This window comes from Frankia sp. CcCS3 (assembly GCF_977927575.1).
The window spans coordinates 1-24858 of record NZ_CDWRCL010000009.1; the positions used below are offsets into that span (position 1 = coordinate 1).

The following is a 24858-nucleotide window of genomic DNA, read 5'->3' on the forward strand; positions in this document are numbered from 1 at the left end:
ACGGCTCGGCGGCCGCCGAGTGCCGCAACGCCCAGGGCGGCGGAGCGGGGGCGCTCGGCAGGGCGAACCCGCGGTCCTCCCGCCGGATCACGGCCGTCTCCCAGCCGGCGAGACCCGCCCTGATGATCGCCGCGCCGCCCACAACCAGCCAGCCCCAGCCGTCCACGACGGCGGCGACCGGCGTCACCGCGGCCACGGCGGTCCATCCGAAGGCGGTCACCGCCGCCCGACGACGCGCCCACCGGACGCCACGCCCGGCGCGCCGTTCGGCCCGCAGCAACGACCGGCGTTCGACATCGGCACGCACCCAGTCCGGCAACACCGGCCGCAGTGCCCCGCCCGGCACCCCGTCCCACCCCGGCCAGCCGGTCACGGCCGGTCCCGCCTTCCGACTCACGGCGTCCCACCGCCGGTGGGCTTGACCGCGGAACCGGATGACGCCGCGGAACCAGGCGGCGCCGCGGGACCGGATGACGCCGCGGAACCGCCCGCGCCAGCGGGAAGCTGGCCCCCGGCCGCCATGTCACCGCGCAGCTCGGCGAGGCGGGAGGAGGCCCGGGCGTCCATGGTCGCGCGCCGCACCTCGATCATCCGCGCCTCCATCCCCTGGGAGGCGAGTTCATGGCGCCCGAGAGCGACCGCGTAGCGCTGCTCGACCTTGTCGCGGATCTCCCCGAGGGTGGGCGTGTCCCCCGCCGGGGCGAGCGAGGACATCCCCTCCATCGCCTTGGTCATCTGCTCCTGCATGGCGGCGTGCTCGATCTGTGTCAGCAGGCGAGCACGCTCAGCGAGATGGCGTTGCATCCGCACGGTGTTGTCCTCGACCGCGGTCCGGGCCTGCTGGGCGGACGCGGCGGCCTGGCGGTGCAGGTTCTTCAGGTCCTCCAGCGATGCCTCCGCCGAGACCAGCTGGCTGGCGAACGCCTGGGCCGTCTCCTCGTAGCCGGCCGCGGTGGCCAGATCGCCGGCCGCTCGCGCGTTGTCAGCCAGCAGCAACGAGGACCGGGCGGACTCGGTGAGGTTCGCGACCTCGTCCACCTGGCGTGCCATGCGCATCTCCAGCTGACGCTGGTTACCCACGACAAGCGCCGCCTGCTGGACCAGCGCCTCGTGCTGCTGCCGGGCCTCCGCGATGGCCTGGTCGATCTGCACCCGCGGGTCGGCCTTCTCGTCGAACTTCCGGTTCGCCGAGGCCGACAGATAGCGGTAGATCTTGCGGACGACATTCGCCATACATCGATCGTCGCACGCCGGAGCCGCGGCGGTTACCCCGCGGCGGACTCAGACGGGCGGCTGCAGCGCCGTGCGGCCGTGTCCCGCGCAGACCAGACATGCCCGGCAGGCCGGCACAAAGCCGCCGCGCGCGGTGGCGAAGACTACCAGCAGCTCGCCCAACCCGTTACAGCTCTTGCACACCTGGACCAGCCGGCACTCCGACCAGCCGTCATCGTCCTCCGGCCACGCGGGGGTATTCACGCGATCTTCTTTCCCTGCGGGCCATGCCCGGGAGCCCGCCCGGGAACGACGATCGACACCAACCTGCGCCACGAGAACTATCTCGGGAGAGTCGCAGAGGGGTCCGCCACCCGCCACCAGACAACCCCTTTCGGGGGAGGGCCCTTTCGGGGGAGGGCAAACCGCCCCCGGCGCGGGACTCACACCATCGCCTGGAACATCCAGTGCTGCTCCTCCAGGTCGTGGACGATCTCGATGATCAGGTTCTGGGTGACCGGGTCGGCCTTCTCGGTCGCGTCCATGCGGGTACGCATCCTCGTGACCACCCCGGCGAGGACCTCGGTCGTCTGCCGGATCACCTTCTCATCCGGGATGTACCCCACCTCCACTCCCGGCAGGTGGGTGCCTCGGGCGACCGTCGAGGACTGACCGTCCGGGTTGACCCCGATCGCGACGGCACGTTCGGCGGTGGCGTCCGCGTAACGACGCGCCAGGTCGACGACCTCGTCGAGTTGGCGATGCACACTGCGGAAGGTGCGCCCGGTGACGTTCCAGTGCAGCTGCTTGGCGGACAGGGACAGGTCGATCAGGTCGATCAACGTGCCCTGGATGGCCTCACCGGTGACGCTTCGTGCCCCGTCGGACAACGGGCTGCGGATGGCGCTCATACTCGACCCCTCTCACGCCGGAGACATCTGCTCCCTGCGGCGTGCCCCGTGAAGAGATCCGTATGCGTCCAGAACGCCCCGGCGCCCAGCACAGCCCGACATCGCGAACGAGACACCTACCGAGACCTACCTCATCGAGACCTACATCATGAACGGAGCAGACCCCGAACGTGAACGGGACACGTGAACGGGACAGCCGACGCGGCGGGACGCCGGAAGACGCCGGACGCCCAACTCAGGCCGCCCGGTCGACGACCGCGGCGCGGGCGGGAACCACCACGGTGGGCGCGCCGACCCGCGCGGGCACCGCCAGCTCGGCGAGCTCGAGATCCTCACTCACCTCGCGCAGCAGGTCCGCGAGCCGTACTCCCAGTGCGTCACAGATGGCGGCAAGCAGCTCGGAGCTGGCCTCCTTCTGCCCACGCTCAACTTCCGAGAGGTAGCCGAGCGACACCCGTGCCGCCGACGACACCTCCCGAAGCGTGCGGTGCTGATCCTGACGGCGGCGGCGCAACGCCTCGCCGAGCATGCGTCGGAGCAGGACCATCGAGCCTCCTCCTTCGTCCGCGGGATGCGTTCACCGTATACCCACCACCGCAACCATCGGGCCCTCGTTGATGGGACTGTAACTGTGTAAGCACCTCAGGTCCGGCGATTAATCTCGCGCGTCAGGGCGCGCCGTCGCCGGTTGTGGTCATCTCGCTGCTCGGCAGCCCGGCGAGCAGCCGACGCACCAGGTCCAGCGCGGACACCACCGCGTAGGTGCGGATGCGCGGCCGGTCCCCGGGCAGCCGTACCGACCGGGTGACGGTGCCATCCGGTCCGGCCAGGCCGATATGCAGCGTGCCAACCGGTTTGTCCTCCTGTGGCCGCGGGCCCGCGACTCCCGTGGTGGACAACCCGTAAGTGGCGCCCAGCCGAGACCGGACCCCCGCCGCCATCGCGGCGGCCGTCCTCGACGACACCGCGCCCCCGGCGGCCAACAGACCCTCGTCGACACCGAGCGCCGACGCCTTGACCTCCGTGGCGTAGGAGACGATGCCGCCACGGAACGCGGCGCTCGCACCGGGGACGTCGGTCAGCCGCCCGGCGAGCAGCCCCCCGGTGATGGACTCCGCGACGGCCAGCGTCGCCGACCGCTGGACGAGCAGCCCCAGGACCACGCCTTCGAGGGAGTCGTCCGCACCGCCGTACACCCCGGCGCCCAGCGCGGTCCGGGCCGCGGTCTCCACCGGTGCGATCAGCATCTCGGCCTCGGCCCGATCCCGGGCCCGGGCCGTGATACGCACCCGGGTCTGGCCACCGCTGGCCAGGAACGCGATGCGCGGATTGCCGATCGGGGCAAGCCGGTCGACCTCGTCCGCGAGGGCCTCGGCGACGGCCGACTCCCACATGCCCGCCGTGCGCAGCACCCGGTGGACGACCACCGCGGGCTGCCCGGCCCGGCGCAGGATGTCGGGCAGCACGCTGGCGGTGAACATGTCGTTCATCTCGAACGGCACACCGGGCATCGCGTAGACGACGCCGGTCCCGATCTCCATCCGTATCCCCGGGGCTGTTCCGGCGCCGTTCGGCAGCGGTTGTGCCCCCTCGGGCAGGTCCGCCTGCCGGTAGTTCATCTGGGGCACGCGCCGGCCACCGTCACCGCGGCCCAGGTCCCGGAACCGTCGCCGCAGCATCGACTCCAGGAAGTCGTCCCGGCGCAGGCCGACGCCGGCCGCGGCGGCGATGCCCTCGCGGGTCAGGTCGTCCTGGGTGGGACCGAGCCCTCCGGTCATGATGACGACGTCAGCCCGGTCCAGTGCCACCCGGATCGCCGTGGCGATCATGTCGATGTCGTCACCGACGACCGTCGACGTCGTGACGGTCACTCCGACATCGGCCAGCTGCCGACCCAACCAGGCCGCGTTGCCGTTGACGATGTCGCCGTAGAGAAGTTCGTCCCCCACCGCCAGCAGCTCAGCGCGCATCGGTCCGCCCCTCCGTCTTCCTGGTGGTCGGTCCGGCCGCCGTTGACGGGGCGGACCCGGCCGGCCCGGCCCCCCGGTGACGTACCGGGGGGCCGGTGCCGGGCGAGAGGCCGGTGGATGGCGCGCCCGTCGGCGGGGTGACACCGCCGGGATCCCGCGCGGCCCGCCGCCGCAGCGCGAGAGCTCGACAGACATAATCGATCCCGGTGACCATGGCGACCACCACGCCGGCCGCGAGGATCACAGCCCGGCTCGTGGCGGCAACACCCGCCAGCGGAAGCACGTAGAGACCGATCGCGACGTTCAGCAGCAGGGTCTTGGCCTTGCCTCCACGGCTCGCCGCGATCACCCCGAAGCGGATCACCCACAAGCGCAGGAGGGTGACGCCGACCTCCCGCAGGAGGATCAGTACGGTGACCGGCCAGGGCAGCTCGCCGAGCACGGACAGCGAGATCAACGCGGCACCGGTCAGCGCCTTGTCGGCGATCGGATCGACCAGGATGCCGAAGTCGGTGACGAGGTGCCAGCGGCGGGCGATGGAGCCGTCGATCTGGTCGGTCACCGCGGCCACCGCATAGGCGCCGAAGGCCGCGTACCGCCAGGTATGCCCGTCGGGCCCGGCGAACAGGAAGACCACGAAGACCGGCACCAACACCAGCCGCACGATCGTCAGCAGGTTGGCGACATTAACCACCGGGGCCGCAGGGACTACCGGGGCAGAAACGGGCTCCGCGGGGAGCGGCGACGGCCCTTCGCCGCGCTCCCCCCTGGCGTCGGCGCCCGACGCCGTCACGTCCCATCCGCGACGCCCCGGCCCACGAGGGCCGCCGCCCGGTCCGGCGCCGGCCGCGCGACCGCGGCCGTGGGACGGGCCCGATCGAGCACCGTGGTGAACTCCGCGATCAGATCGACACCCTCGGTGGTGACCACCCGGGCCTCGACGAGATCCCCCACCCCGAGGCGCTCCGGCCCGTCATCCGCCGCGCCGCCCGGGGACAGGCGCACGGCGCAGCCGCCGTCGACCTCCGCCTGCTGGTGGGCGGCGCAGCCGGTGGCCAGACCACCGGCGACCTCCTCCACCAGAACCTGTACCCGGGAGCCGATCCGCGCGTCCGCCCGGGCGGCGGTCAGCTGCTCGACGAGGTCGGTGACGCGTACCCTCCGACGCTCGATCAGCTCATCGGGGATCTTGCTCGTCAGCCCGGCGGCCTCGGTACCCTCCTCGTCGGAGTAGCCGAACACGCCGACGGCGTCGAGCTCGGCGGCCTCGAGGAACTCCGTGAGGATGTCGACATCCTCGGGGGTCTCCCCCGGGAACCCGACGATGACGTTGGATCGCGCCCCCAGGTCGGGCGCCAGCGCGCGGGCGCGGGCGAGCAGGTCGAGGAAATGCCCACTGCCGCCGAAGCGGCGCATCCGGCGCAGCACCGGCGGGCTCGCATGCTGGAAGGACAGATCGAGATAGGGCGCGAGGCCCGGAGTGGTCAGCAGCACCTCGAGCAGCGACGGACGCATCTCGGCGGGCTGCAGGTAGACCGTGCGCACCCGGACGATGCCCGACACCGCCGCGAGTTGCGGCAGCAGCTTCTCCAGCGCGCGCAGATCCCCGAGGTCCTTGCCGTAGGAGGTGGAGTTCTCGCTGACCAGGACCAGCTCGCGGGCACCCTGACCGGCCAGCCATTCGGCCTCGGCGAGCACGTCATCGGGCGACCGCGAGACGTGGGAGCCGCGGAACGACGGGATCGCGCAGAAGGCGCAGCGCCGGTCACACCCGCTGGAGATCTTCAGGACGGCGACCGGCCCGGTCGTCAACCGCCGGCGCAGCGGAACGGCTCCGGCGGGCACCGCGCCCGGCGGGAGAGCGGGCGCGGCCCGGTCCACCGGGGTGATCGGCAGCATCGTCCGCCGGTCACGCGGGGAGTGCGCGGGCACCGGGGTACCGGCCAGCACGGCCGCGAGGTGCGTGGCGATGTTCGGATAGGCATCGAATCCGAGGACCGCGTCCGCCTCGGGCAGACTCTCGGCGAGCTCGGTTCCGTACCGCTCGGCCAGGCAGCCCACGGCCACCACCGCGCGCGGACCCGGGCCGGCGCCGTCCGCGGGACCGGACGGACCGCCACCGGCCCGCAGGTCGTCCGCCGCCAGCAGGGCGTCGATGGAGTCCTTCTTCGCCGCGTCGACGAATCCGCAGGTGTTGACGAGCACGGCGTCGGCGTCGGCGACGTCGGAGACGAGCTCCCACCCGTCCGCGCCGAGCCGAGCGGCCAGCTCCTCCGAATCCACCTCGTTCCGGGAACAACCGAGCGTGATCAGAGCTACCCGGCGATGGAGACGTGTGGACACCAGGTCAGGCTACCGGGGCCGGCGCGGGCGGTGACGCGGCCACGAGACCGCTACGCTGTTCGTCGCCGACCTCGCAGGCGCCGGAAGCGGCGGCGCTCACCCGGATCGTCACGACCTGCCCGGGTCCACCCGGCGCCCCGAGGCTCCTGCCGTTACATGACACATCGACCGCACCGGCATTGCCCACCTTGATGTGCAGGGCCCCCGACGCCGTCACCGTCCGGCTGTCGCCGGACTGCAGGAGCTGGGAGAGCAGGACCTGCTCGGCGTCGTCGCGCACCTCCAGCCAGCTCTGCGCGCCGCGTACCGCCAGGACGACGTTCACCCCTGTCGGCGCGGGCGTGGTCGCGGTGGGAGCGGCCGGGCTCGTCGAGGCCGGCGGGACGGTCACGGTCGGGGTGAGCCCCACGGCCCCGCCCGGCCCCAGCGCGGCCCTGTCGTCCGAGGAATCGGAGGAACCTGGCAGCAGCAGCGCGAGAGCCGCGATGACACACACCACGACCAGCGAAACGATCATTGCCGGACCCCACCGGAACCCGCCGCGCCGCCGGCGGGACTCCCCGCGCAGCGGATCGAACTCGGCCGAGGGGACGATCATCAACGGGCCGGTCTGGTGCTCGTGCGAGGCGTCGTAGGCCGCCAGCACCGGCCCGGGATCGAGCCCGAGGGTGGTGGCGATGCTGCGCAGATGCCCGCGGGCATACACCGTGCCGCCGCACTGCGAGAAGTCGTCCTGCTCGATCTGATCGATCAGACCCGCCCTGACCCGGGTGCGCTCGCTGACCTGGGAGACCGTGAGACCGCGGTCACGCCGTGCCGCTGCCAGGATGGACCCGACGCTGTCCCGCGGCTGCGGACCGTCCACGGACTGCATGAGCGAACCTCCGCAACCGTCTTTTCCGCCTACCGTGGACGCGAGGCCTTCAGTTTACGGCGCGTCCCCCGGCGCTGAAAGCGGGGACGTTCCATCGGAGGCTTCCTCATCCGTTACGCAGGGTTATGAGCAGACCCTCCAACTCGTCCGGCATGACCAGCACGTCACGCGCCTTCGAGCCCTCACTCGCGCCGACGATGCCCCGGCTCTCCATCAGGTCCATCAGCCGCCCGGCCTTCGCGAACCCGACCCGCAGCTTGCGCTGCAGCATCGAGGTGGAGCCGAACTGCGTGCTCACCACGAGCTCGACGGCCTGCAGGAAGAGCTGCAGATCGTCTCCGATCTCCTCGTCGATCTCCTTCCTGGCCTCGCCGCCAGCGTCGAACACGTCCTCCCGGAACGCCGGCGGCGCCTGTTCCTTCGTGTGGTCGACGATGGCCGCGATCTCGTCCTCGGAAACGAAGGCACCCTGGATACGGGCGGGTTTGCCCGCTCCCATCGGCAGGAAGAGCGCGTCCCCCAGGCCGACGAGCTTCTCCGCGCCGGCCTGGTCGAGGATCGTCCGGCTGTCCGCCAACGACGCCGTCGCGAAGGCGAGCCGGGACGGCACGTTCGCCTTGATCAGGCCGGTCACCACGTCGACGGAGGGCCGCTGGGTGGCGAGCACCAGGTGGATGCCCACCGCCCGGGCCATGGCGGTGATCCGGCAGATAGAGTCCTCGACGTCGCGCGGCGCCACCATCATCAGGTCGGCGAGCTCGTCGACGATGGCCAGGATGTAGGGGTAGGGCACGTAGACACGTTCGGATCCCGGCGGGGCAGCGATCTCACCGTTACGCACTTTGCGGTTGAAGTCGTCGACGTGACGCACCCCGCACGCGGCGAGGTCCTCGTACCGGTTCTCCATCTCCTTCACGACCCATTGCAGCGCATCGGCCGCCTTCTTGGGATTCGTGATGATCGGCGTGATCAGATGGGGAATACCCTGGTAGTTCGTCAGCTCGACCCGCTTGGGGTCCACCAGCACCATGCGCACCTGGTCAGGGGTGGCCCGGGCCAGCACCGAGGTGATGAGGGTGTTGATACACGTCGACTTGCCGGCTCCGGTCGCCCCGGCGATGAGGATGTGCGGCATCTTGGCCAGGTTGGCGAGCACGTAGCCGCCCTCGATGTCCTTGCCGAGACCGACAACCAGCGGATGCGGGTTGCCGGTCGCCTCCCCGCTGCGCAGGACGTCGCCGAGCGACACCAACTCCCGGTCGGTGTTGGGAATCTCGATACCGACCGCGCTCTTGCCCGGGATCGGACTGATGATCCGTACGTCCGGGCTCTTCACCGCGTACGCGATGTTCTTCGTGAGCTGGATGATCCGCTCGACCTTGACCGCGGCACCGAGCTCGACCTCGTAGCGGGTGACCGTCGGTCCCCGGGTGAAGCCGGTCACCTGGGCGTCCACTTTGAACTGGGCGAACACGTCGGTCAGCGAGGCGATCACCCCGTCGGTCGCGGCCGAGCGGGCCTTGGGCGGCGTACCGGAGCGCAGCAGGGTCGGCGACGGCAGCCGGTAGTCACCGTCGGCCGGGGGGACCAGATGCTCGATCTCGCCGCCGAAGTCCGCGGAACCCGGACCGGGGACACCGGTCGCGGTGTCCGCCGCACCCGCGGTCGCCCGGGCTGTCCGGGCCCGGGCCTTGCGCGGCGGACCGGACGCGGCCCCCGCTACCGGTTCCCCGCCACCGGCGGCCGCACCGCCCGGATCGGGGGCCGTAGTCACGTAGCCGGTGTCCGCCTCCGGGCCGGCGAGCTCGCCGAACAGGTCGAGGGCGAGGTCCCCGGCGGGCGGCCGGGAGGCCGGCCGGGCGACGTCGGCGGCATCGGCGGCATCGGCGGCATCGGCGACGTCGAAGACCTCGCCATCACCCGGGGGCGTTCCCCTGGGCGGGGTCGCCCGACCGCCGCGCCGACGCCGGTCCGTACCCGCCGCCCCGGCCGCGAGCAGGCCGTCGGACAGCTCCGAATCGTCCTCGGGGTCGTCGCGGAAGTCCGCGTCCTCGTCGTACTCGCCGGCGTCCCGGGCGGGACCGCGCACCCCGATGGTGAGCCGATCGACGAGCTCACCGAGCCGCTCGGGCACCTGGCGGACAGGGGTCGCCGTGATGACGAGAACGCCGAAGAACGTCAGCAGCAGCAGCAGCGGAACGGCGACGTACGGCGTCACCGCGCTGGCCAGCGGGAGGCCACCGAGCAGCCCGACGAAGCCACCGGCCGCCCGCATCCGGGCGACGCCGTCCGAGAAGTCGGGCAGGCCACGAGCGATGTGCACCATGCCGAGCAGACCGACGGCGACCGCCGTCCACCCGATCACCACCCGGCCCCGGCTGCCCGGATCGGTCGGGGACCGGACCAGCCGCCACGCGGCGCCCAGACCGAACAGCGGCAGTGCCCAGGCGCCGGCGCCGACCAGCAGCTCCAGGACCGCGGCCACGTACCTCCCCAGCGGCCCGGCGGCGGAGAACCACACCGAGGCAGCGGCCAGGATCGCCCCGCCGAACGCGGTCAGGCCGAGCCCGTCACGCCGGTGCCCTGGATCGATGTGCAGCTCACGGGTGCCCCGGCCGGCCCGGCGCAGCACGGTGCCCAGCGCCGTCGCCGCGCCCATCCACAGCCGGTAGACGCTCTTGACGACTGTCTGGCCGATCAGCAGCGACAGCGGGGGGCGACTCGCCCGGGCCGGTGGACGGGCCGGTGTCCTACCGCGGCCGGCCGCGCGGGACCCGCCTGACCGGCTGGAGCCGCCCGACCGGCCGGAGCTGCCTGACCGGCTGGAGCCGCCCGACCGGCCAGCCGCCGTCGATGCGCGTGCCTTGCCGCCCTGACCTCCGCCCCGCGGGGTACCTTCACCCCGCGAGGTGCCTTCACCCCGCGAGGTACCTTGACGCCCACCACCGCCCCCCGGCCGGGACGTGGCCGTCTCCGTCTGCGCACGCGTCCGCGCGCCACTGGTCCGTGTGGCCACCGTCGAAACGGTACACACGAGCGTGCCCGAGTACTGGCAACCCCGACGAACCGGGCGCGCCGCAACGCCTCAGACCTCGAGAACCACCGGAACGATCATCGGGCGGCGCCGGTAGTTCTCGTTGACCCAGCGACCGACCGTGCGCCGCACGAGCTGCTGCAGGGCCGTCAGATCGTTCATCCCGGTGCGCATGGCGTCCACCAGCCCGTCGCTGACCAGTTTGGAGACGGAGTCGAAGGTGCCCGGCGCATCGGAGAAACCGCGGGCAGAGAGATCCGGGCCGACGACGACCTTGCCCGCCGCGGCGTCCACCACGACAGTGATCGTGATGAAACCCTCCTCGCCGAGGATCCGGCGGTCCTTCAGGCTCGGCTCACCGACGTCCCCGACCGCGGCGCCATCGACGTAGACATAGCCGCAGGGAACAACGCCGGTGATCCGCGCCCGGCCGTCGAGCAGGTCGATGACCATGCCGTCCTCGGCGAGCACCACGTGGTCCGGGGGCACCCCGGTCGCCTCGGCGATCTTGGCGTGGGCCCGCAGGTGCCGCCATTCGCCGTGGACCGGCATGACGTTGGACGGCCTGGTGGCGTTCAGGACGTAGAGCAGCTCGCCCGCCGGGGCGTGACCCGAGGTGTGAACCTTCGCCACGCCCTTGTGAACGACCTTGGCGCCGTAGCGGGTCAGCCCGTTGATCACCCGGAACACCGCGTTCTCGTTGCCGGGGATGAGGCTGGAGGCGAGCACGACCGTGTCGCCGGCCTGGATGCGGATCTGGTGATCCCGATTGGCCATCCGGGACAGGGCCGAGAGCGGCTCCCCCTGGGAGCCCGTGGAGATCAGGCAGATGTTGCGGTCCGGCAGCGCGTCCACGTCCCGGGCGTCGACGATCAGACCCGGTGGCACCTGCAGCAACCCGAGGTCGCGGGCCACTCCCATGTTGCGGACCATCGACCTGCCCACGAAGCAGACCGACCGACCGTGCTCCTCGGCCGCGTCGAGCACCTGCTGCACCCGGTGCACATGGCTGGCGAAGCAGGCGATGATGATCCGGCGGGTCGCCTCGCGGAAGACTCCGTCGAGCACCGGGGCGATCTCCCGCTCGGAGGTGACGAACCCGGGCACCTCGGCGTTGGTCGAGTCGGACAGCAGCAGGTCCACACCCTCGCGGCCGAGCCGCGCGAAGCCCCCCAGGTCGGTCAGCCGGCCGTCGAGCGGCAGCTGGTCCATCTTGAAGTCGCCGGTGTGCAAGACGAGCCCGGCCTCGGTGCGGATGGCCACGGCCACGGCGTCCGGGATGGAGTGGTTGACCGCGAAGAACTCGCACTCGAACGGCCCGAAGGCGTGCCGCTCCTCCTCCCGGATCTCCTGAGTGACCGCCTTGACGCGGTGCTCGGCGAGCTTCGCGTTCATCAGCGCCAGGGTGAGCCGGGTGCCGATCAGCGGGATGTCACGCCGTTCCCGCAGCAGGTAGGGCACCGCCCCGATGTGATCCTCGTGCGCGTGGGTGAGGATCACCGCCTCGATGTCGTCGAGGCGATCCCGGATGGCGGTGAAGTCGGGCAGGATCAGGTCGATCCCCGGCTGGACGTCCTCCGGGAACAACACCCCGCAGTCCACGATCAGCAGCCGGCCGGCGTGTTCGAAGACGGTCATGTTGCGACCGATCTCCCCGACCCCACCGAGCGGGATGATCCGCAGGCCGTCCGCGCGCAGCGGCGGCGGCGGGCCGAGGTCGGGATGCGGATGGCTCATGAGACCTCACCCGCCGCGGCGACGGCCAGCCCGACAGACGAGACGGGCCCGGACGAGACGGGCCCGGACGAGGCGCCGGCCGGCGCGCCCGGTGGCCCGGCGACGTCGAGGACCGCCTCGGCGAGGTCCGCCCGCAGCCGCGCGACCTCGGCGGGAGCGGCGTCCACCAACGGTGGCCGGACCGGCCCCGCGGGCAGCCCGGCCAGCCGCAGCGCGGCCTTGGCCAGGATCACGCCCTGGCTGCGGAACATTCCTTCATACGCGGGCAGCAAGCCCTGATGCAGCGCGATCGCCCGACCCACCTCACCGGCCCCGAAGGCCTCGATCATGGCACGGATCGCGGGTGCGGCCACGTGCCCGACAACACTGATGACTCCGCAGGCCCCGATGGACAGCAACGGCAGGTTGAGCGCGTCGGTGCCGGAGTAATACGCCAGACCGGTCCGCGCCAGCACCCAGGAGGATGCGGGCAGATCGTCCTTAGCGTCCTTGACCGCGACGATACGCGGGTGTTCGGCCAACCGCACCAGAGTCTCCGACGCCACCGGGACCCCGGTCCGGCCGGGGATGTCGTAGATGACGACCGGTAGCCCGGTCGCCTCGGCGACGGTGACGAAATGCCGCAGCAACCCGGCCTGCGGTGGCTTGTTGTAGTAGGGCGTCACGACGAGCAGGCCGTGCGCGCCCGCGGCTTCGGCGGCCCGCGCCAGTTCCACGCTGTGCGCGGTGTCACTCGTCCCGACACCGGAGATCACGCGGGCGCGGCTTCCCACGGCCTCGACGACGACCCGCACCAGGCGGTCCTTCTCCTCGGCGGTGGTCGTCGGAGACTCCCCGGTGGTGCCGTTGACCACGAGCCCGTCGTTGCCGGCGTCCACCAGACGGTTCGCGAGCTCCGCGGCACCCGCCTCATCGAGACCGCCGTCCGCCCGGAACGGCGTGACCATCGCTGTGATCACGCGCCCGAACGGCGCCGGCGGCAACATTGACATACCGGTCACGCTAGACAGCACCTCCGACATCACCTCTGGCGACCGACATCACCCGCCGGACCGCCGAACCTCCGCGTTCACTCCTCCGACACCGCCGGGCCGGCACCGGTCCATCCTCCGCCCACGCCGCCTTTCCCGCTCCGCCGGCCCGAGCCGTGTCTGCTCCCCGGACTCGCCACAAGCGACCGGCGCGAGACCCGCGGGGGCCGCTGGGCCACCGCACGCGGATACCGTCCGCCCGGCCCGGGGACGGCGCACCGCGCGGTGTCGGGCATCGCGACCGGGTCGGACGCCGATCGGACCCCGCCGTCACCGGATGGAGACGGATCGCGACCGGCCGGGCCCCGATCGGGGACGACGGGACGACCGGCGGGGACGGCAGCGCACCGGAATGCACCGCACCGGAATGCACCGCACCGCACAGCACCGTCCCACTCGCCGCGACAGAGCTTTCAGAGTACCGCCACCGGATCGTCCGGGCGGTGCCATCCGGCGGCGCGCGGGTCCGCCAGAATCGCGCCCGCCATCCGGGACATTACCGTAATGCCAGACTACCGTCACCCAATGCCACCGGCGAGGACCGCCCGGGTCCCGCGGGCGATCTCCAGGTCCTCGCGTGCCTCGATCACGAGCGTGCGCACGGCGGCCCCCGGCACGCCGATCTCGCGCTCCGTGCCACCAGATGGGCCCGTACCACCGGCCCGGGCCGGATCGTTACGCTCGGGATCCACCGCCACGCCCAGGTAGCCGAGTCCGGCCGCGGCCCCGGCCCGCACGGAGGCGGAGTTCTCCCCGACGCCGCCGGTGAACACCAGGGCGTCCAGCCCGCCCAGCGCGGCGGTCATCGCGGCGATCCCGGCGCGCAGCCGGTGCAGGTAGACCGCCAGCGCCAACGCGGCGGCCGGCTCACCCGCGGCAGCGCCGGACTCGACCTCCCGCATGTCCGCCGTCCCCGCGAGCGCGCGCAGCCCCGCCGAGGTGAACAGGCGATCGGTGAGCTCGTGCGCGCTCAGTCCCGCCTCCGTCTGCAGCCACAGCAGCGCGCCGGGATCCACGGTGCCGGACCGGGTGGCCATCACCAGGCCCTCCAGCGGGGTGAAGCCCATCGTGGTGTCCACCCCCACCCCGTCGAGAACGGCGGCGAGCGACGCGCCCGAGCCGAGATGACAGGTCACGATGCGCCGCGCCCCGGTGAGCGCAGCCGCCCGCCGGGAGACGTGGGCGTGGGACAGGCCGTGGAAGCCGTACCGGCGGATGCCGTACCGCTCCCGCCACTCGGCCGGGATGGCGTAGGTGATGGCCTCCGCCGGCATCCGGCTGTGAAACGCCGTGTCGAAGCAGGCGACCTGCGCCACCTCGGGCACGGCCGCCCCGACCTCGTCGAGGGCGGCGAGCGCCGCCGGCTGGTGCAGGCGGGCGAGGGCGGTCAGCCTCCGCAGCCGCTCGGCCACGGCCCGGTCGACGACCACGGGGGCGGTGAAATCCGTCCCGCCGTGCACGATGCGGTGCCCGACCGCGCCCGGCTGGCCACCCTCGTGGGTGAGCTCGCGCAGCGCGGCGACGACCCCGGCCGGGTCCGCCCGACCGGCTGGCGCGGTGAGATCGCGCGCGGCGAGCAGGGCGTCGTCCGGGCCGATCAGCCGCAGCTTGAGGCTGGCCGATCCGGCGTTGACCACCAGGACGTTCATCGCGACGGGGCGGGGCTCGGTAGGGGCGGGACTCAGTAGGGCCAGGTCCAGTTCCGGATCTCCGGGGCGTCCTCGCCGTGGTCCCGGGTGTAGGTCCGGGCCGCGAGCCGCGCGTCGACCATCTGCTGCCGGACGTGCGCGGCGCGGGCGCCCAGGCTCGGTACCCGGTCGATGACGTCCGCCACCAGGTGGAACCGGTCGAGGTTGTTCAGCATGACCATGTCGAACGGGGTGGTAGTCGTCCCCTCCTCGATGTAGCCACGGACATGCAGGTTGTGATGGTTGTGCCGCCGGTAGGTCAGCCGGTGGATCAGCCAGGGATAGCCGTGGTAGGCGAAGATGACCGGCCGGTCGGTGGTGAACAGCGCGTCGAAGCGGGCGTGCGAGATGCCGTGCGGATGTTCCGCCTCGTCCTGCAGGGACATCAGGTCGACGACGTTGACGACGCGCACCTTCAGGTCGGGGAAGTGCTGGCGCAGGATGTCCACCGCGGCGAGGGTCTCCAGGGTCGGGATGTCCCCGGCGCAGGCCATCACCACATCCGGCAGCCCGTCGCCGGGCGCGTCGTGGTCGTTGCTGGCCCAATCCCAGATGCCCAGGCCACGGGTGCAGTGGGCGATCGCCGCCGGCATCGACAGGTAGTTCAGCGCCGGCTGCTTGCCGGCCACGATCACGTTGATGTAGTGCCGGCTGCGCAGGCAGTGGTTGCCGACGGAGAGCAGGGTGTTCGCGTCCGGGGGCAGGTACACCCGGACGACCTCGGCCTTCTTGTTCACGACGTGGTCGATGAACCCGGGGTCCTGATGGGAGAAGCCGTTGTGGTCCTGCCGCCACACGTGGCTGGTCAGCAGGTAGTTCAACGAGGCGATCGGGCGCCGCCACGGGATGTGCCGGGTGGTCTTCAGCCATTTCGCGTGCTGGTTGACCATCGAGTCGACGATGTGGATGAACGCCTCGTAGCAGGAGAAGAGCCCGTGCCGGCCGGTGAGCAGATAGCCCTCCAGCCAGCCCTGGCACAGATGCTCGGAAAGCACCTCCATGACCCGGCCGTCCATTGCCAGGTGCTCGTCCGTCGGTTCCATCCCGGCGTTCCAGGCGCGGTCGGTCACCTCGAAGAGCGCAGCCAGCCGATTGGAGGCGGTCTCGTCCGGGCCCATCACCCGGAAGGTGCTCGGATTGGCGGCCATCACGTCCCGTAGGAACGCGCCCAGGACCCGGGTCGGCTCGGCAAGGGTGGTCCCGGGGGCGGTGACGTCGACCGCGTAGTCGCGGAAGTCAGGAAAGGTCAGATCACGCAGCAGCTCGCCCCCGTTGGCATGCGGGTTCGCGCTCATCCTCCGGGGACCGCGAGGGGCGAGCGCGGCGAGTTCGGGCCGCAGGGCTCCGCCGGCATCGAAGAGCTCCTCCGGCCGGTAGGAGCGCAGCCACGCCTCCAGCTGGGCCAGGTGCCCGGGGTTGTCGTGCAGCTGCGCGACGGGCACCTGGTGGGACCGCCACGTGCCCTCGACCGGCAGGCCGTCGACGACGGCCGGCCCGGTCCACCCCTTGGGGGTCCGCAGCACGATCATCGGCCAGGTGGGGCGCTCGGTGCGGCCGTGGCGGCGGGCCCGGTCCTGGATCTCGTGGATCTCGTCGACGGCGGCGTCCAGGACGCCCGCCATCCGCTGGTGCACCGCGGCCGGGTCGTCCCCGGCCACGAAGTACGGATGGTAACCGTAGCCACGCAGGAGCGCGGTCAGCTCCTGCTCGGGGATGCGGGCCAGGATCGTCGGATTGGCGATCTTGTAACCGTTGAGGTGCAGGACCGGCAGCACCGCGCCGTCGCGACCCGGGTCGAGGAACTTGTTGGAGTGCCAGCTCGCCGCGAGCGGGCCCGTCTCGGCCTCCCCGTCCCCCACGACGGCGCAGACCACCAGGTCGGGATTGTCGAAGGCCGCGCCGTAGGCGTGGGTCAGCGCGTAACCGAGCTCGCCGCCCTCATGGATGGACCCGGGAATCTCCGGCGCGACGTGGCTGGGGATTCCGCCGGGGAAGGAAAACTGCCGGAACAGCCGCCGCATCCCCGCCGCATCCCGGCCGATCGAGGGGTAGACCTCGCTGTAGGTGCCTTCCAGGTAGGCGTTCGCCACGATGCCGGGACCGCCGTGACCCGGACCGATGATGTAGATGGCGTTCAGGTCCTTTGCCCGGATCACGCGGTTCAAGTGGGCGTAGATGAGGTTCAGGCCGGGAGTCGTGCCCCAGTGCCCGAGCAGGCGCGGTTTGACGTGCTCCGGACGCAGCGGCTCGGTGAGCAGGGGATTGTCGAGCAGGTAGATCTGCCCGACGGACAGATAGTTCGCCGCTCGCCAGTAGGCGTGGATGAGATCGAGCTCCGCCGGGGACAACGGCCCCGCGGCCGGATCCGCGCCGCTCCGCTCGGCGTCGACGACGCTCGTCATCGGCTGTCCTCTTTCTCTTTCTCCCGACAAATCAATGGGCCTCTTTCTCCCGACAAATCAATGGGCGGCCGGCGGCGGGGAGGCCCGGCGCTCAGCCCTCTCCCACCAGCGGGCTGGAGGCGACCTCGGTGCCGTCGTCCAGCGTCGAGATCCGGAAGTCGGCGAACACGTTGGGCGCCACCCGGAGCAGCTCCCGCAGGGCGGCGACGGCAAGCCCGCGGATCTCCACGTCGGCATGCTCGCTCGCCCGCATCCCGATGAAGTGCCGCCACGCCCGGTAGTTCCCGGTGACCACGATCCGGGTCTCGGTCGCGTTCATCAGCACCGACCGGGCCGCCTGGCGCGCCTGCTTGCGCCGTGAGGTGGGCGCGGAAACGTCGGCGAACCGCTTCTCCAGACCTTCCAGCAGACGCCCGTAGGCCTCCAGCGAGGCCGCCGCGGCCTGTTGGAACAGGGCGTGCAGCTCCGGATCGGCTGCGATGACCTCCGGTTCCACCACGGCGGCGTCCCGCTCGGGGACGTAACGCTGGGAGAGCTGGCTGTAGGAGAAGTGCCGGTGCCGAACCAGCTCATGGGTGAGGCTGCGCGACACCCCGGTGAGATAGAGCGATATGGTCCCGTGCTCGAGCACGGACAGATGCCCGACGTCGAGAATGTGCCGCAGGTAGCCGGCGTTGGTCGCGGTCGCCGGATTCGGCTTGTTCCAGCTCTGGTAGCAGGCCCGCCCGGCGAACTCGGCGAGGGCCTGACCGCCGTCGGCGTCGGTGCTCCAGGCCACGTCGTCCGGGGGGATGAACTCGGTCTTGGCGATCACCTGGACCCGAAGCCGCACGGACGTCGGCCCGGACGCCGGTTCGGGCGTCGGCTGCGACACTGCCACCTCCATCATCTGGGCGCGGGACCCGTTGCCCGGTCGCTGGCGGACTCCTCCCACGGTAGACGGCGCCCGTCCGCCGGGATACGGGGACCTCACCCGGCGGCGGCATGCACCCGGACGCCAGGCCTGCAATCACCCGACCGGGCCAGCAATCGCCCAACCGGGATCGTATCGGCATCCACTTACCCGTCCGGTTACCCGATCGACGCGCGGGGATTGGCAGTCACAACCCGCGTGGTACACCGGAGGTGGACGCCTCGTCAGTCCCCAGCGACGAGGAGTCGCAGTGCCCGCCCTCACGGCGTGGCATGGCGCGGCCGGGGATCTCCGCCCCCGTCAATCCCCGGCCGCCCGGCCACGTCACGACGGGCAGCCTCCCGGCGATGGCGCGGCGGCACGCCCGCCGGTCAGCCCGCGGCCGGGGTCCAGGCCGCTGGGTCCGCCGCGGACTGGTCCCCGGTGGCCATGTTCTTCACCTCGTGCGCCCGGCCATCGTCGAAGGGCGGGAACCAGACGAATCCGATGCCCTTGCGGGAAGCGTAGCGGACCTGCTTGGCCACCTTGTCCGGCTGGTGGTAGGTCTCCACCCGCAGCCCCCGGGTGCGCAGCTCGGCGGCCGTCGCGAGGGCGGCGGCACGGCGCGACGCGGAGGGGATCACGACTAGCACGTCGGCGGGGCTGGACGGCCCGGTGGTGAGCAGGCCCTCGGCCGAGAGCTTGGCGAAGATGCGGGTGAGGCCGATCGAGATCCCGACGCCGGGGAGGTTGCGGCGGATGAAGGAGCCGGCAAGGTTGTCGTACCGCCCCCCCGAGCAGATGCTGCCGAAGTCCGGCCAGTCAACGAACTTCGCCTCGTAGACGGTCCCGGTGTAGTAATCGAGACCGCGGGCGATCGAGAGGTCCGCGACCACGCCGCCGGCGGGCAGGTCGGCGAGATCGCCAAGATCATCGAGAACCGCGGCGAGCTCGTCGAGCCCCTCGGAGAGCAGGTCCGACTTCACCCCGAGCCGGCGTACCTCCTCGACGACGCCGGGATCGGAGCCCCGGATGCCCGTGAGCTCCAGGCAGGCGCGCACCTGGTCCGGGTCGAGCCCGACCGCGGTGGTCAGCAGCCCCTCCACTCCCGCGAGGCCGATCTTGTCGAGCTTGTCAGCGACCCGGATGACGGCCAGCGGATCGCCGATGCCCAGGCTCTCGTAGAAGCCCTGGAGCACCTTGCGATTGTTGATGTTGAGGGTCCAGGGCGGAACGCCGAGGGTGCCCAGGACCTCATGCACGATGCGGGGAAGCTCCGCGTCGAAGTGCAGGGGCACCTGATCAACATTGATCACGTCGATGTCGCACTGGGTGAACTCGCGGAAGCGGCCCTCCTGCGGACGCTCCCCCCGCCACACCCGCTGGATCTGGTAGCGCTTGAACGGGAACACGAGGTCGTTGAAGTGGGCGGCCACGTACCGCGCGAAGGGCACCGTGAGGTCGAAGTGCAGGCCGAGGCGGGCGCTGTCGTCGTCGGCGTCGGCCTGCAGGCGGCGCAGCGTGTAGACCTCCTGGGAGGTCTCCCCCTTCGCGGTCAGCACCTCGAGCGCCTCGACCGAGGGGGTCTCCACCGAGCAGAAGCCGTACCGCTCGAACGTCGCCCGGATGGTGTCGAGCCATCGCTGCTCGACGAGACGGACCTCGGGCAGCCACTCGGGAAACCCGCTCACGGGCAGGGGACGGACGATCGGCGCGTCACTCATCGCCGCGGAATCTCCTCATCATCTCGAACGGACGGGCACCTGCCGCCCCGGGCACGGTCAACCGCGAAGCCGGGTGGCAGTCACCGATGTCGAGCGAGGAGACGCATGAGCGACAGCCTATCGCGTGGGGCTCGTTGCCCTCACGGCCGGAGAGCGGTCCCACGGCGGGGATGGGGCCCGTTCCACCGGGCCCCATCCCGTCGATCACATCGGGTGCCCCGCGCGCGCCTCGACCTCCGCGAGCCGCGCACCCACCTCGCCGCGCTGCTCGGCCGGCGCCGGCGGCGGTCCGTCCCTCCGGTGCCGCTGCTCCGGCAACGAGCTCGGGATGATGCCGGTCGGCCGGCCGGGGGCCAGGTAGACCCATCCGGCCTGGCGCCACTGGTCGGCGTCGAGCGCGTGCCGGGCGTCCACCATGACCTTGCGCCGGACCACGGCCCCGAGCCGGGCCGGGTCCAGGTCGGCGAACTGGCGCCACTCGGTGAGTAGGACCAGCGCATCGGCCCCCTCGACCACGGCCTCGACGGAGTCGCTGTAGGCGAGGCCGGGCAGGGCCCGCCGGGCGTTGTGCGTCGCGACCGGATCCACGACCGTCACCTCGGCGCCGGTCCCGGCCAGCAGCCCCGCGACCGCGAGCGCCGGGGAGTCCCGCACGTCGTCGGAGTTGGGCTTGAACGCGGCGCCCAGCACGACGAGGCGCCGGCCGGCCAGCGTGCCGTCCAGGGCCGCGGTGACCAGGTCCACCACGCGGTCCCGGCGGCGATTGTTGATCTCGTCGATCTCGCGCAGGAAACGCAGCGCCGCACCGACCCCGAGCTCGTCCGCGCGGGCCTGGAAGGCCCGGATGTCCTTAGGTAGGCAGCCGCCCCCGAACCCCACCCCCGGACGCAGGAAGTTCCCGCCGATGCGCACGTCGTGGGACAGCGCCTCGGCCAGCGTCAGGACATCGGCATCGACCGCCTCGCACACCTCCGCCATCGCGTTGATGAAGGAGATCTTCGTCGCGAGAAAGGAGTTGGCCGCCGTCTTCACCAGCTCGGCCGTCGCGTAGTCCGTCACGATGACCGGCACCCCCTGGGCGATCACCGGCGCGAAGGCCGCCCGCATCGCTCCTTCCGCAGCCGGGGAGGCGACACCGAAGACGAGCCGGTCCGGTCGCAGGGTGTCGGCCACCGCGAAGCCCTCCCGGAGGAACTCCGGGTTCCAGGCCAGCTGGACGCCAGCAAGATCGCTGGAGATGTCGGCGGGCTCGTCCACCTCGTCATGGCCCAGCCCGTCATGGCCCACCTCGACGCGGCCCACCTCGACGCGGCCCAACCCGCCGGCCCCCGCCACGCCGAGCGCCGTCTCGTCCGCGGCCGGGCGGTTCGCCGGGGCGAGCTGCGCGATTGTCCGGGCTAGCCCCGCAGCCGTGCCGGCCGGCACCGTCGACTTGCCGACCACGAGGCACGGCCGGGTCAGCAGCGGCGCGAGGCGCTCGATGGCGGCGTGCAAGTGGCCCAGGTCCGCCCCGTAACCGTCGGCACGCTGGGGGGTGCCCACACAGACGAAGTGCACGTCGCCGAACTCGGCGATCTCCTCGAAGGAGGTGGTGAAACGCAGCCGTCCGGTCCGGAGGTTCGCGCGCAGGAGGTCGGCGAGGTCGGGCTCGAAGAACGGGATCTCCCCCGCGGACAACCGCTCGATCTTCGAATGGTCGACGTCCACGGCGAGCACCTCGAAGCCGAGCTCCGCCATGCACACCGCGTGGGTGGCCCCCAGATACCCGGTGCCGATGACGGTCAGGCGTGGGCGAGGCCCGGTTCCGGGCCCCGCCGCATCATCAAGGCTGTCCGACGAGCTCATCAGACTCCTCCTCATCGTCGTACCCCCCTGGATTGAGACGCTGAAACTCCCAGGCATCCCGGCACATGTCCGCGACATCCCGGCGGGCTGACCAGCCGAGCGCCGTACGGGCGAGCGCCGCGTCGGCGACCAGTGCGGCGACGTCCCCCGGCCGCCTCGCCACGACGCGGCTGGGGAGATCACGAGCGCAGGCCGCGGAGAAGGCCGCGAGCAGTTCCCGCACGGAGGTGCCAGCGCCGGTCCCGAGGTTGATGACCCGATGTCCCGCCTGGTCATCAAGATGATCGAGAGCGAGTCGATGGCCCTCCGCCAGGTCGACCACGTGGATGTAGTCGCGTACGCCCGTGCCGTCGGACGTGGGGTAGTCGTCGCCGAAGATAGACAGCTCCGGGCGCCGGCCGACCGCCACCTGGGCCAGGTAGGGCATGACGTTGTTCGGCACCCCACGGGGGTCCTCGCCGAGCAGGCCCGACTCGTGCGCCCCGGTGGGGTTGAAGTATCGCAGGGACGTCACGTGCCAGGACGGATCCCGGGCGCAGAGGTCGGCGAGGATCTGCTCGCACATCCACTTGGTGCGCGCGTAGGGATTGGTCGGGCGGGCCGGCGTGTCCTCGGCGATCGGTACCTTGGCCGCCGCTCCGTAGATTGCGCACGAGGACGAGAAGACCAGCCGGCGCACGCCGTGCTCCGCCATCACGGAGACCAGGCCCAACGTCGCGTTGACGTTCGTGTCGTAGTACTCCAGCGGGATGTCGACCGACTCGCCGACGGCCTTGAGAGCGGCGAAGTGAATAACGGAATCGATCTTCCATCGGCGGAACACGTCACCGAGCGCCGCCCGGTCACGGACATCGAGCCGCACGAAGTCGATGTCGCCGTCCACCACCTTACGCAGCCTGCCCAGCACCCGTGGTGAGCTGTTGGCGAAGTTGTCCACTCCCACTACCCGATGACCCGCGGCGAGCAGGTCCACCCAAGTATGGGAGCCGATGAACCCCGTAGCCCCGGTCACCAGGACCGTCTCGGCTCGACTCGTCGACGTCATAGCTCAGTTATCCACTTCTTCGTGATCAACTGAAACAACTCGCCACAGGTGCTCCATTCCGACCCGGAACAACCGATCCCGGCAGCGGGATCAACCCGACGACGGCTAGGATCCGTACCTGGGATCGGCACCACGACCACGCCCGTCGCGCCGGTGCCCTTCGGCTGGACCGCGCGGTCCCGGCCGTTCGGGCAGCGAACACCGCGATGGGCACGGGCCCGCACTGGGCGGCGAACATCAGGCACAGCAGAACATAATCCCCAGATTGGTGCATCGCCGACCTGGTAGCGGCCTCGGCGATCCCGGGGACGACGGCGATCCCGGTGAACCAGGCGATCGGCGCGAGCAGGAGCCCCGGTCCGGTCACAGCGCCAGCGTCGGGTAGTGCACGGCCGGTGGCAAGAACCGCGCGCACGGCACCCGGGGCCGGCGGTCCACGTCCCGGAAGAAGATGCCCGGGAAGAAGATATGTCCGGGAGGTGGCGGGGCCACGGGAACTCTCGGGTCACCATTGCCGCGGACATCCCGGGCCGGTCGCCGTTCGCCCACGCATCGGCGGCGAAGGCCCCGTCTCGACCTGAGCGCGCACGGCAGGTACGTGGCGCTGACATCCTCGGCGGGTTGCGGACCAATGCCACCGATCTCACGTAACACGGCGGTGCACACGGCGTGGTGCCGGCCATCGCGAGCCATCCCCCCGCAAACAGAAAGCCACCTCCCCGGAAAGCTCGGTATCCGGGGGGACACCTTGACGCCGGTCAAGCGACCTGACGGCTCTCCGCGAGCTGGCCGGCGAACCAGGAGATCGTCCGGGTGAGCCCGTCATGCAGGCTCGTCTTCGGTTCCCAGCCCAGGAGGGTCCGGGCGAGGGTGATGTCGGGTTGGCGTACCGAAGGGTCGTCCTGGGGCCGCGGGACGAAGGTGATCGGCGCCGTCGATCCGCACAGGTCACGGACGAGCACCGCGGTGTCGAGGATCGACATCTCGTGCGGGTTCCCAATGTTCACGGGCCCGGGCAGGTCCGAGTGCAGAAGTCGGACGATGCCGTCGATCAGGTCGTCGACATAACAGATGGACCGGGTCTGGGTTCCGTCACCGGCGACCGTGATGGGCTCGCCCCGCAGCGCCTGGGAGATGAAGGCCGGAATGGCGCGACCGTCGTCGACCCGCATCCGCGGGCCGTAGGTGTTGAAGATGCGAACAATACCGGTGTCGACGCCGTGCTTGCGCCGATAGGCCATGGCCACCGCCTCGGAGAATCGCTTGGCCTCGTCGTACACACTGCGTGGGCCGACCGGGTTCACGTTGCCCCAGTAGCCTTCCGGCTGGGGATTTACCTGTGGATCGCCGTAGGACTCCGAGGTCGAGGCGAGCAGGAACCGAGCATTCTTCTGCCGCGCCAGGCCAAGGGCGTGGAAGGTACCGAGCGAACCGACCTTGAGTGTCTCGATCGGCAGCTCGTAGTAATCCACCGGAGATGCCGGGGATGCAAAGTGCAACACGACGTCGACCGGACCGGAAACATAAATAAAATCATTCACATCCCGGTTGACCAGGCGGAAACGTGGATCGGCGAGCAGATGCTCCACGTTCTCCGGCCGGCCGGTGAGGAAGTTGTCGAAACAGATGACCTCGTAGCCGCCGCCCAGTAGGCGTTCACAGAGATGACTGCCCAGAAAACCGGCGCCGCCGGTCACTATCGCACGCACGTCGTGTGCTCCCGGATCTGGAATACAGAGGACCCCGGAGAGTGCCCGTCGATCGCTGTCCGGAGTCCGGCGACGACGGGCGGCCTCCCTTGAGCCATGCGAAGGAGGCGGCGCATCGGATCAGATCGCGCCGCGAGGCCAGGTTGGAGGATCGGGGGAAAGGGGCATCAAATTGATCGGAGATCAGGAGATCAGTGACTGCTCACCCGCCGGGGGCGCTCAGCATGGACGCTGCCGGACCCGTCTCGAATGGCCACAGGATACGAACACCGCACTACCCCCCAGTAGTCTGATGGCCGACAACGCCGACTCTCTGCGGCATCGTACACAGGTCATCGACGCGTTAGTACGCGACCCCGGCTCAGTCTCCCTCCTCGCCGCGGTCAATACGATATAACTGCCTGTCACCGAGGGTGCCCGGCTCCCTCCGGGAGATGTCAA

18 protein-coding genes and 1 pseudogene are annotated in these 24858 nt (G+C 71.1%); all 19 read right to left on the minus strand.

All coding sequences use genetic code 11. The features are described 5' to 3' along the window. Positions 1-397, minus strand: a pseudogene (locus AC08OQ_RS01735) (phage shock envelope stress response protein PspM); the annotation flags it as partial. Beyond that, positions 394-1233: a PspA/IM30 family protein gene (locus tag AC08OQ_RS01740; protein ID WP_462188817.1), complete on the minus strand. Its 840-nt coding sequence runs from the start codon at positions 1231-1233 to the stop codon at positions 394-396. The pseudogene AC08OQ_RS01735 and the gene AC08OQ_RS01740, both read right to left, overlap by 4 nt. A gap of 48 nt (positions 1234-1281) precedes the next feature. Further along, positions 1282-1476 carry a hypothetical protein gene (locus tag AC08OQ_RS01745; RefSeq protein ID WP_476598620.1) on the minus strand — a complete coding sequence of 65 codons (195 nt, stop codon included), beginning with the start codon at positions 1474-1476 and terminating at the stop codon, positions 1282-1284. A gap of 179 nt (positions 1477-1655) precedes the next feature. Further along, the gene (locus tag AC08OQ_RS01750; RefSeq protein ID WP_462188819.1) at positions 1656-2123 is read right to left on the minus strand and encodes a Dps family protein; all 468 of its coding nucleotides are present in this window, start codon (positions 2121-2123) and stop codon (positions 1656-1658) included. 235 nt (positions 2124-2358) lie between these two features. Continuing rightward, positions 2359-2670, minus strand: a complete 312-nt coding sequence (locus AC08OQ_RS01755) for a helix-turn-helix domain-containing protein (RefSeq protein ID WP_462188820.1) — start codon at positions 2668-2670, stop codon at positions 2359-2361. 121 nt (positions 2671-2791) lie between these two features. Beyond that, positions 2792-4093: a competence/damage-inducible protein A gene (locus tag AC08OQ_RS01760; protein ID WP_476598618.1), complete on the minus strand. Its 1302-nt coding sequence runs from the start codon at positions 4091-4093 to the stop codon at positions 2792-2794. Continuing rightward, on the minus strand, positions 4083-4787 hold the full coding sequence (locus AC08OQ_RS01765) for a CDP-alcohol phosphatidyltransferase family protein (RefSeq protein WP_476598616.1): 705 nt from the start codon (positions 4785-4787) through the stop codon (positions 4083-4085). The genes AC08OQ_RS01760 and AC08OQ_RS01765 overlap by 11 nt, the downstream gene beginning before the upstream one ends. A 95-nt stretch (positions 4788-4882) precedes the next feature. After that, positions 4883-6436, minus strand: coding sequence for a MiaB/RimO family radical SAM methylthiotransferase (locus AC08OQ_RS01770; RefSeq protein ID WP_476598614.1), 1554 nt, complete (start codon positions 6434-6436; stop codon positions 4883-4885). Positions 6437-6440: 4 nt separating this feature from the next. Further along, a complete protein-coding gene (locus AC08OQ_RS01775; protein WP_476598612.1) occupies positions 6441-7310 on the minus strand; it encodes a helix-turn-helix domain-containing protein in 870 nt (289 codons plus the stop codon). Positions 7311-7416: 106 nt separating this feature from the next. Beyond that, positions 7417-9969, minus strand: a complete 2553-nt coding sequence (locus AC08OQ_RS01780; RefSeq protein WP_476598610.1) for an FtsK/SpoIIIE family DNA translocase — start codon at positions 9967-9969, stop codon at positions 7417-7419. A 426-nt stretch (positions 9970-10395) separates the two neighbouring features. Beyond that, on the minus strand, positions 10396-12081 hold the full coding sequence (locus tag AC08OQ_RS01785) for a ribonuclease J (RefSeq protein WP_476598608.1): 1686 nt from the start codon (positions 12079-12081) through the stop codon (positions 10396-10398). Then, a complete protein-coding gene (gene dapA / locus AC08OQ_RS01790; protein WP_476598635.1) occupies positions 12078-13103 on the minus strand; it encodes a 4-hydroxy-tetrahydrodipicolinate synthase in 1026 nt (341 codons plus the stop codon). The genes AC08OQ_RS01785 and dapA overlap by 4 nt, the downstream gene beginning before the upstream one ends. A gap of 527 nt (positions 13104-13630) precedes the next feature. Further along, positions 13631-14761, minus strand: coding sequence for an acetate/propionate family kinase (locus tag AC08OQ_RS01795; protein WP_476598606.1), 1131 nt, complete (start codon positions 14759-14761; stop codon positions 13631-13633). 32 nt (positions 14762-14793) lie between these two features. Continuing rightward, on the minus strand, positions 14794-17202 hold the full coding sequence (locus AC08OQ_RS01800) for a phosphoketolase family protein (RefSeq protein WP_476598604.1): 2409 nt from the start codon (positions 17200-17202) through the stop codon (positions 14794-14796). Between the two features lie 91 nt (positions 17203-17293). Further along, entirely contained in the window at positions 17294-18091 is a 798-nt protein-coding gene (gene thyX, locus AC08OQ_RS01805) for an FAD-dependent thymidylate synthase (RefSeq protein ID WP_462185757.1), read from the minus strand. Positions 18092-18486: 395 nt separating this feature from the next. Next, positions 18487-19818, minus strand: a complete 1332-nt coding sequence (hisS, locus tag AC08OQ_RS01810) for a histidine--tRNA ligase (RefSeq protein WP_476598602.1) — start codon at positions 19816-19818, stop codon at positions 18487-18489. Positions 19819-20022: 204 nt separating this feature from the next. Then, positions 20023-21663, minus strand: coding sequence for a UDP-glucose dehydrogenase family protein (locus AC08OQ_RS01815; RefSeq protein WP_476598601.1), 1641 nt, complete (start codon positions 21661-21663; stop codon positions 20023-20025). After that, entirely contained in the window at positions 21641-22708 is a 1068-nt protein-coding gene (gene galE, locus AC08OQ_RS01820; protein ID WP_476598600.1) for a UDP-glucose 4-epimerase GalE, read from the minus strand. Before galE ends, AC08OQ_RS01815 begins: the two co-directional genes overlap by 23 nt. 758 nt (positions 22709-23466) lie before the next feature. Next, on the minus strand, positions 23467-24417 hold the full coding sequence (locus tag AC08OQ_RS01825) for a UDP-glucuronic acid decarboxylase family protein (protein WP_462185761.1): 951 nt from the start codon (positions 24415-24417) through the stop codon (positions 23467-23469). Positions 24418-24858 lie beyond the last annotated feature (441 nt).

Coding starts and splice junctions, on each gene's coding strand:
- hisS (WP_476598602.1), bottom strand. CDS start 19,818: ATGAGTGACGCGCCGATCGTCCGTCCCCTGCCCGTGAGCGGGTTTCCC.
- AC08OQ_RS01795 (WP_476598606.1), bottom strand. CDS start 14,761: ATGAACGTCCTGGTGGTCAACGCCGGATCGGCCAGCCTCAAGCTGCGG.
- thyX (WP_462185757.1), bottom strand. CDS start 18,091: ATGATGGAGGTGGCAGTGTCGCAGCCGACGCCCGAACCGGCGTCCGGG.
- AC08OQ_RS01815 (WP_476598601.1), bottom strand. CDS start 21,663: ATGAGCTCGTCGGACAGCCTTGATGATGCGGCGGGGCCCGGAACCGGG.
- AC08OQ_RS01750 (WP_462188819.1), bottom strand. CDS start 2,123: ATGAGCGCCATCCGCAGCCCGTTGTCCGACGGGGCACGAAGCGTCACC.
- AC08OQ_RS01755 (WP_462188820.1), bottom strand. CDS start 2,670: ATGGTCCTGCTCCGACGCATGCTCGGCGAGGCGTTGCGCCGCCGCCGT.
- dapA (WP_476598635.1), bottom strand. CDS start 13,103: ATGTCGGAGGTGCTGTCTAGCGTGACCGGTATGTCAATGTTGCCGCCG.
- AC08OQ_RS01760 (WP_476598618.1), bottom strand. CDS start 4,093: ATGCGCGCTGAGCTGCTGGCGGTGGGGGACGAACTTCTCTACGGCGAC.
- AC08OQ_RS01775 (WP_476598612.1), bottom strand. CDS start 7,310: ATGCAGTCCGTGGACGGTCCGCAGCCGCGGGACAGCGTCGGGTCCATC.
- AC08OQ_RS01740 (WP_462188817.1), bottom strand. CDS start 1,233: ATGGCGAATGTCGTCCGCAAGATCTACCGCTATCTGTCGGCCTCGGCG.
- AC08OQ_RS01780 (WP_476598610.1), bottom strand. CDS start 9,969: ATGGGCGCGGCGACGGCGCTGGGCACCGTGCTGCGCCGGGCCGGCCGG.
- AC08OQ_RS01785 (WP_476598608.1), bottom strand. CDS start 12,081: ATGAGCCATCCGCATCCCGACCTCGGCCCGCCGCCGCCGCTGCGCGCG.
- galE (WP_476598600.1), bottom strand. CDS start 22,708: ATGACGTCGACGAGTCGAGCCGAGACGGTCCTGGTGACCGGGGCTACG.
- AC08OQ_RS01800 (WP_476598604.1), bottom strand. CDS start 17,202: ATGACGAGCGTCGTCGACGCCGAGCGGAGCGGCGCGGATCCGGCCGCG.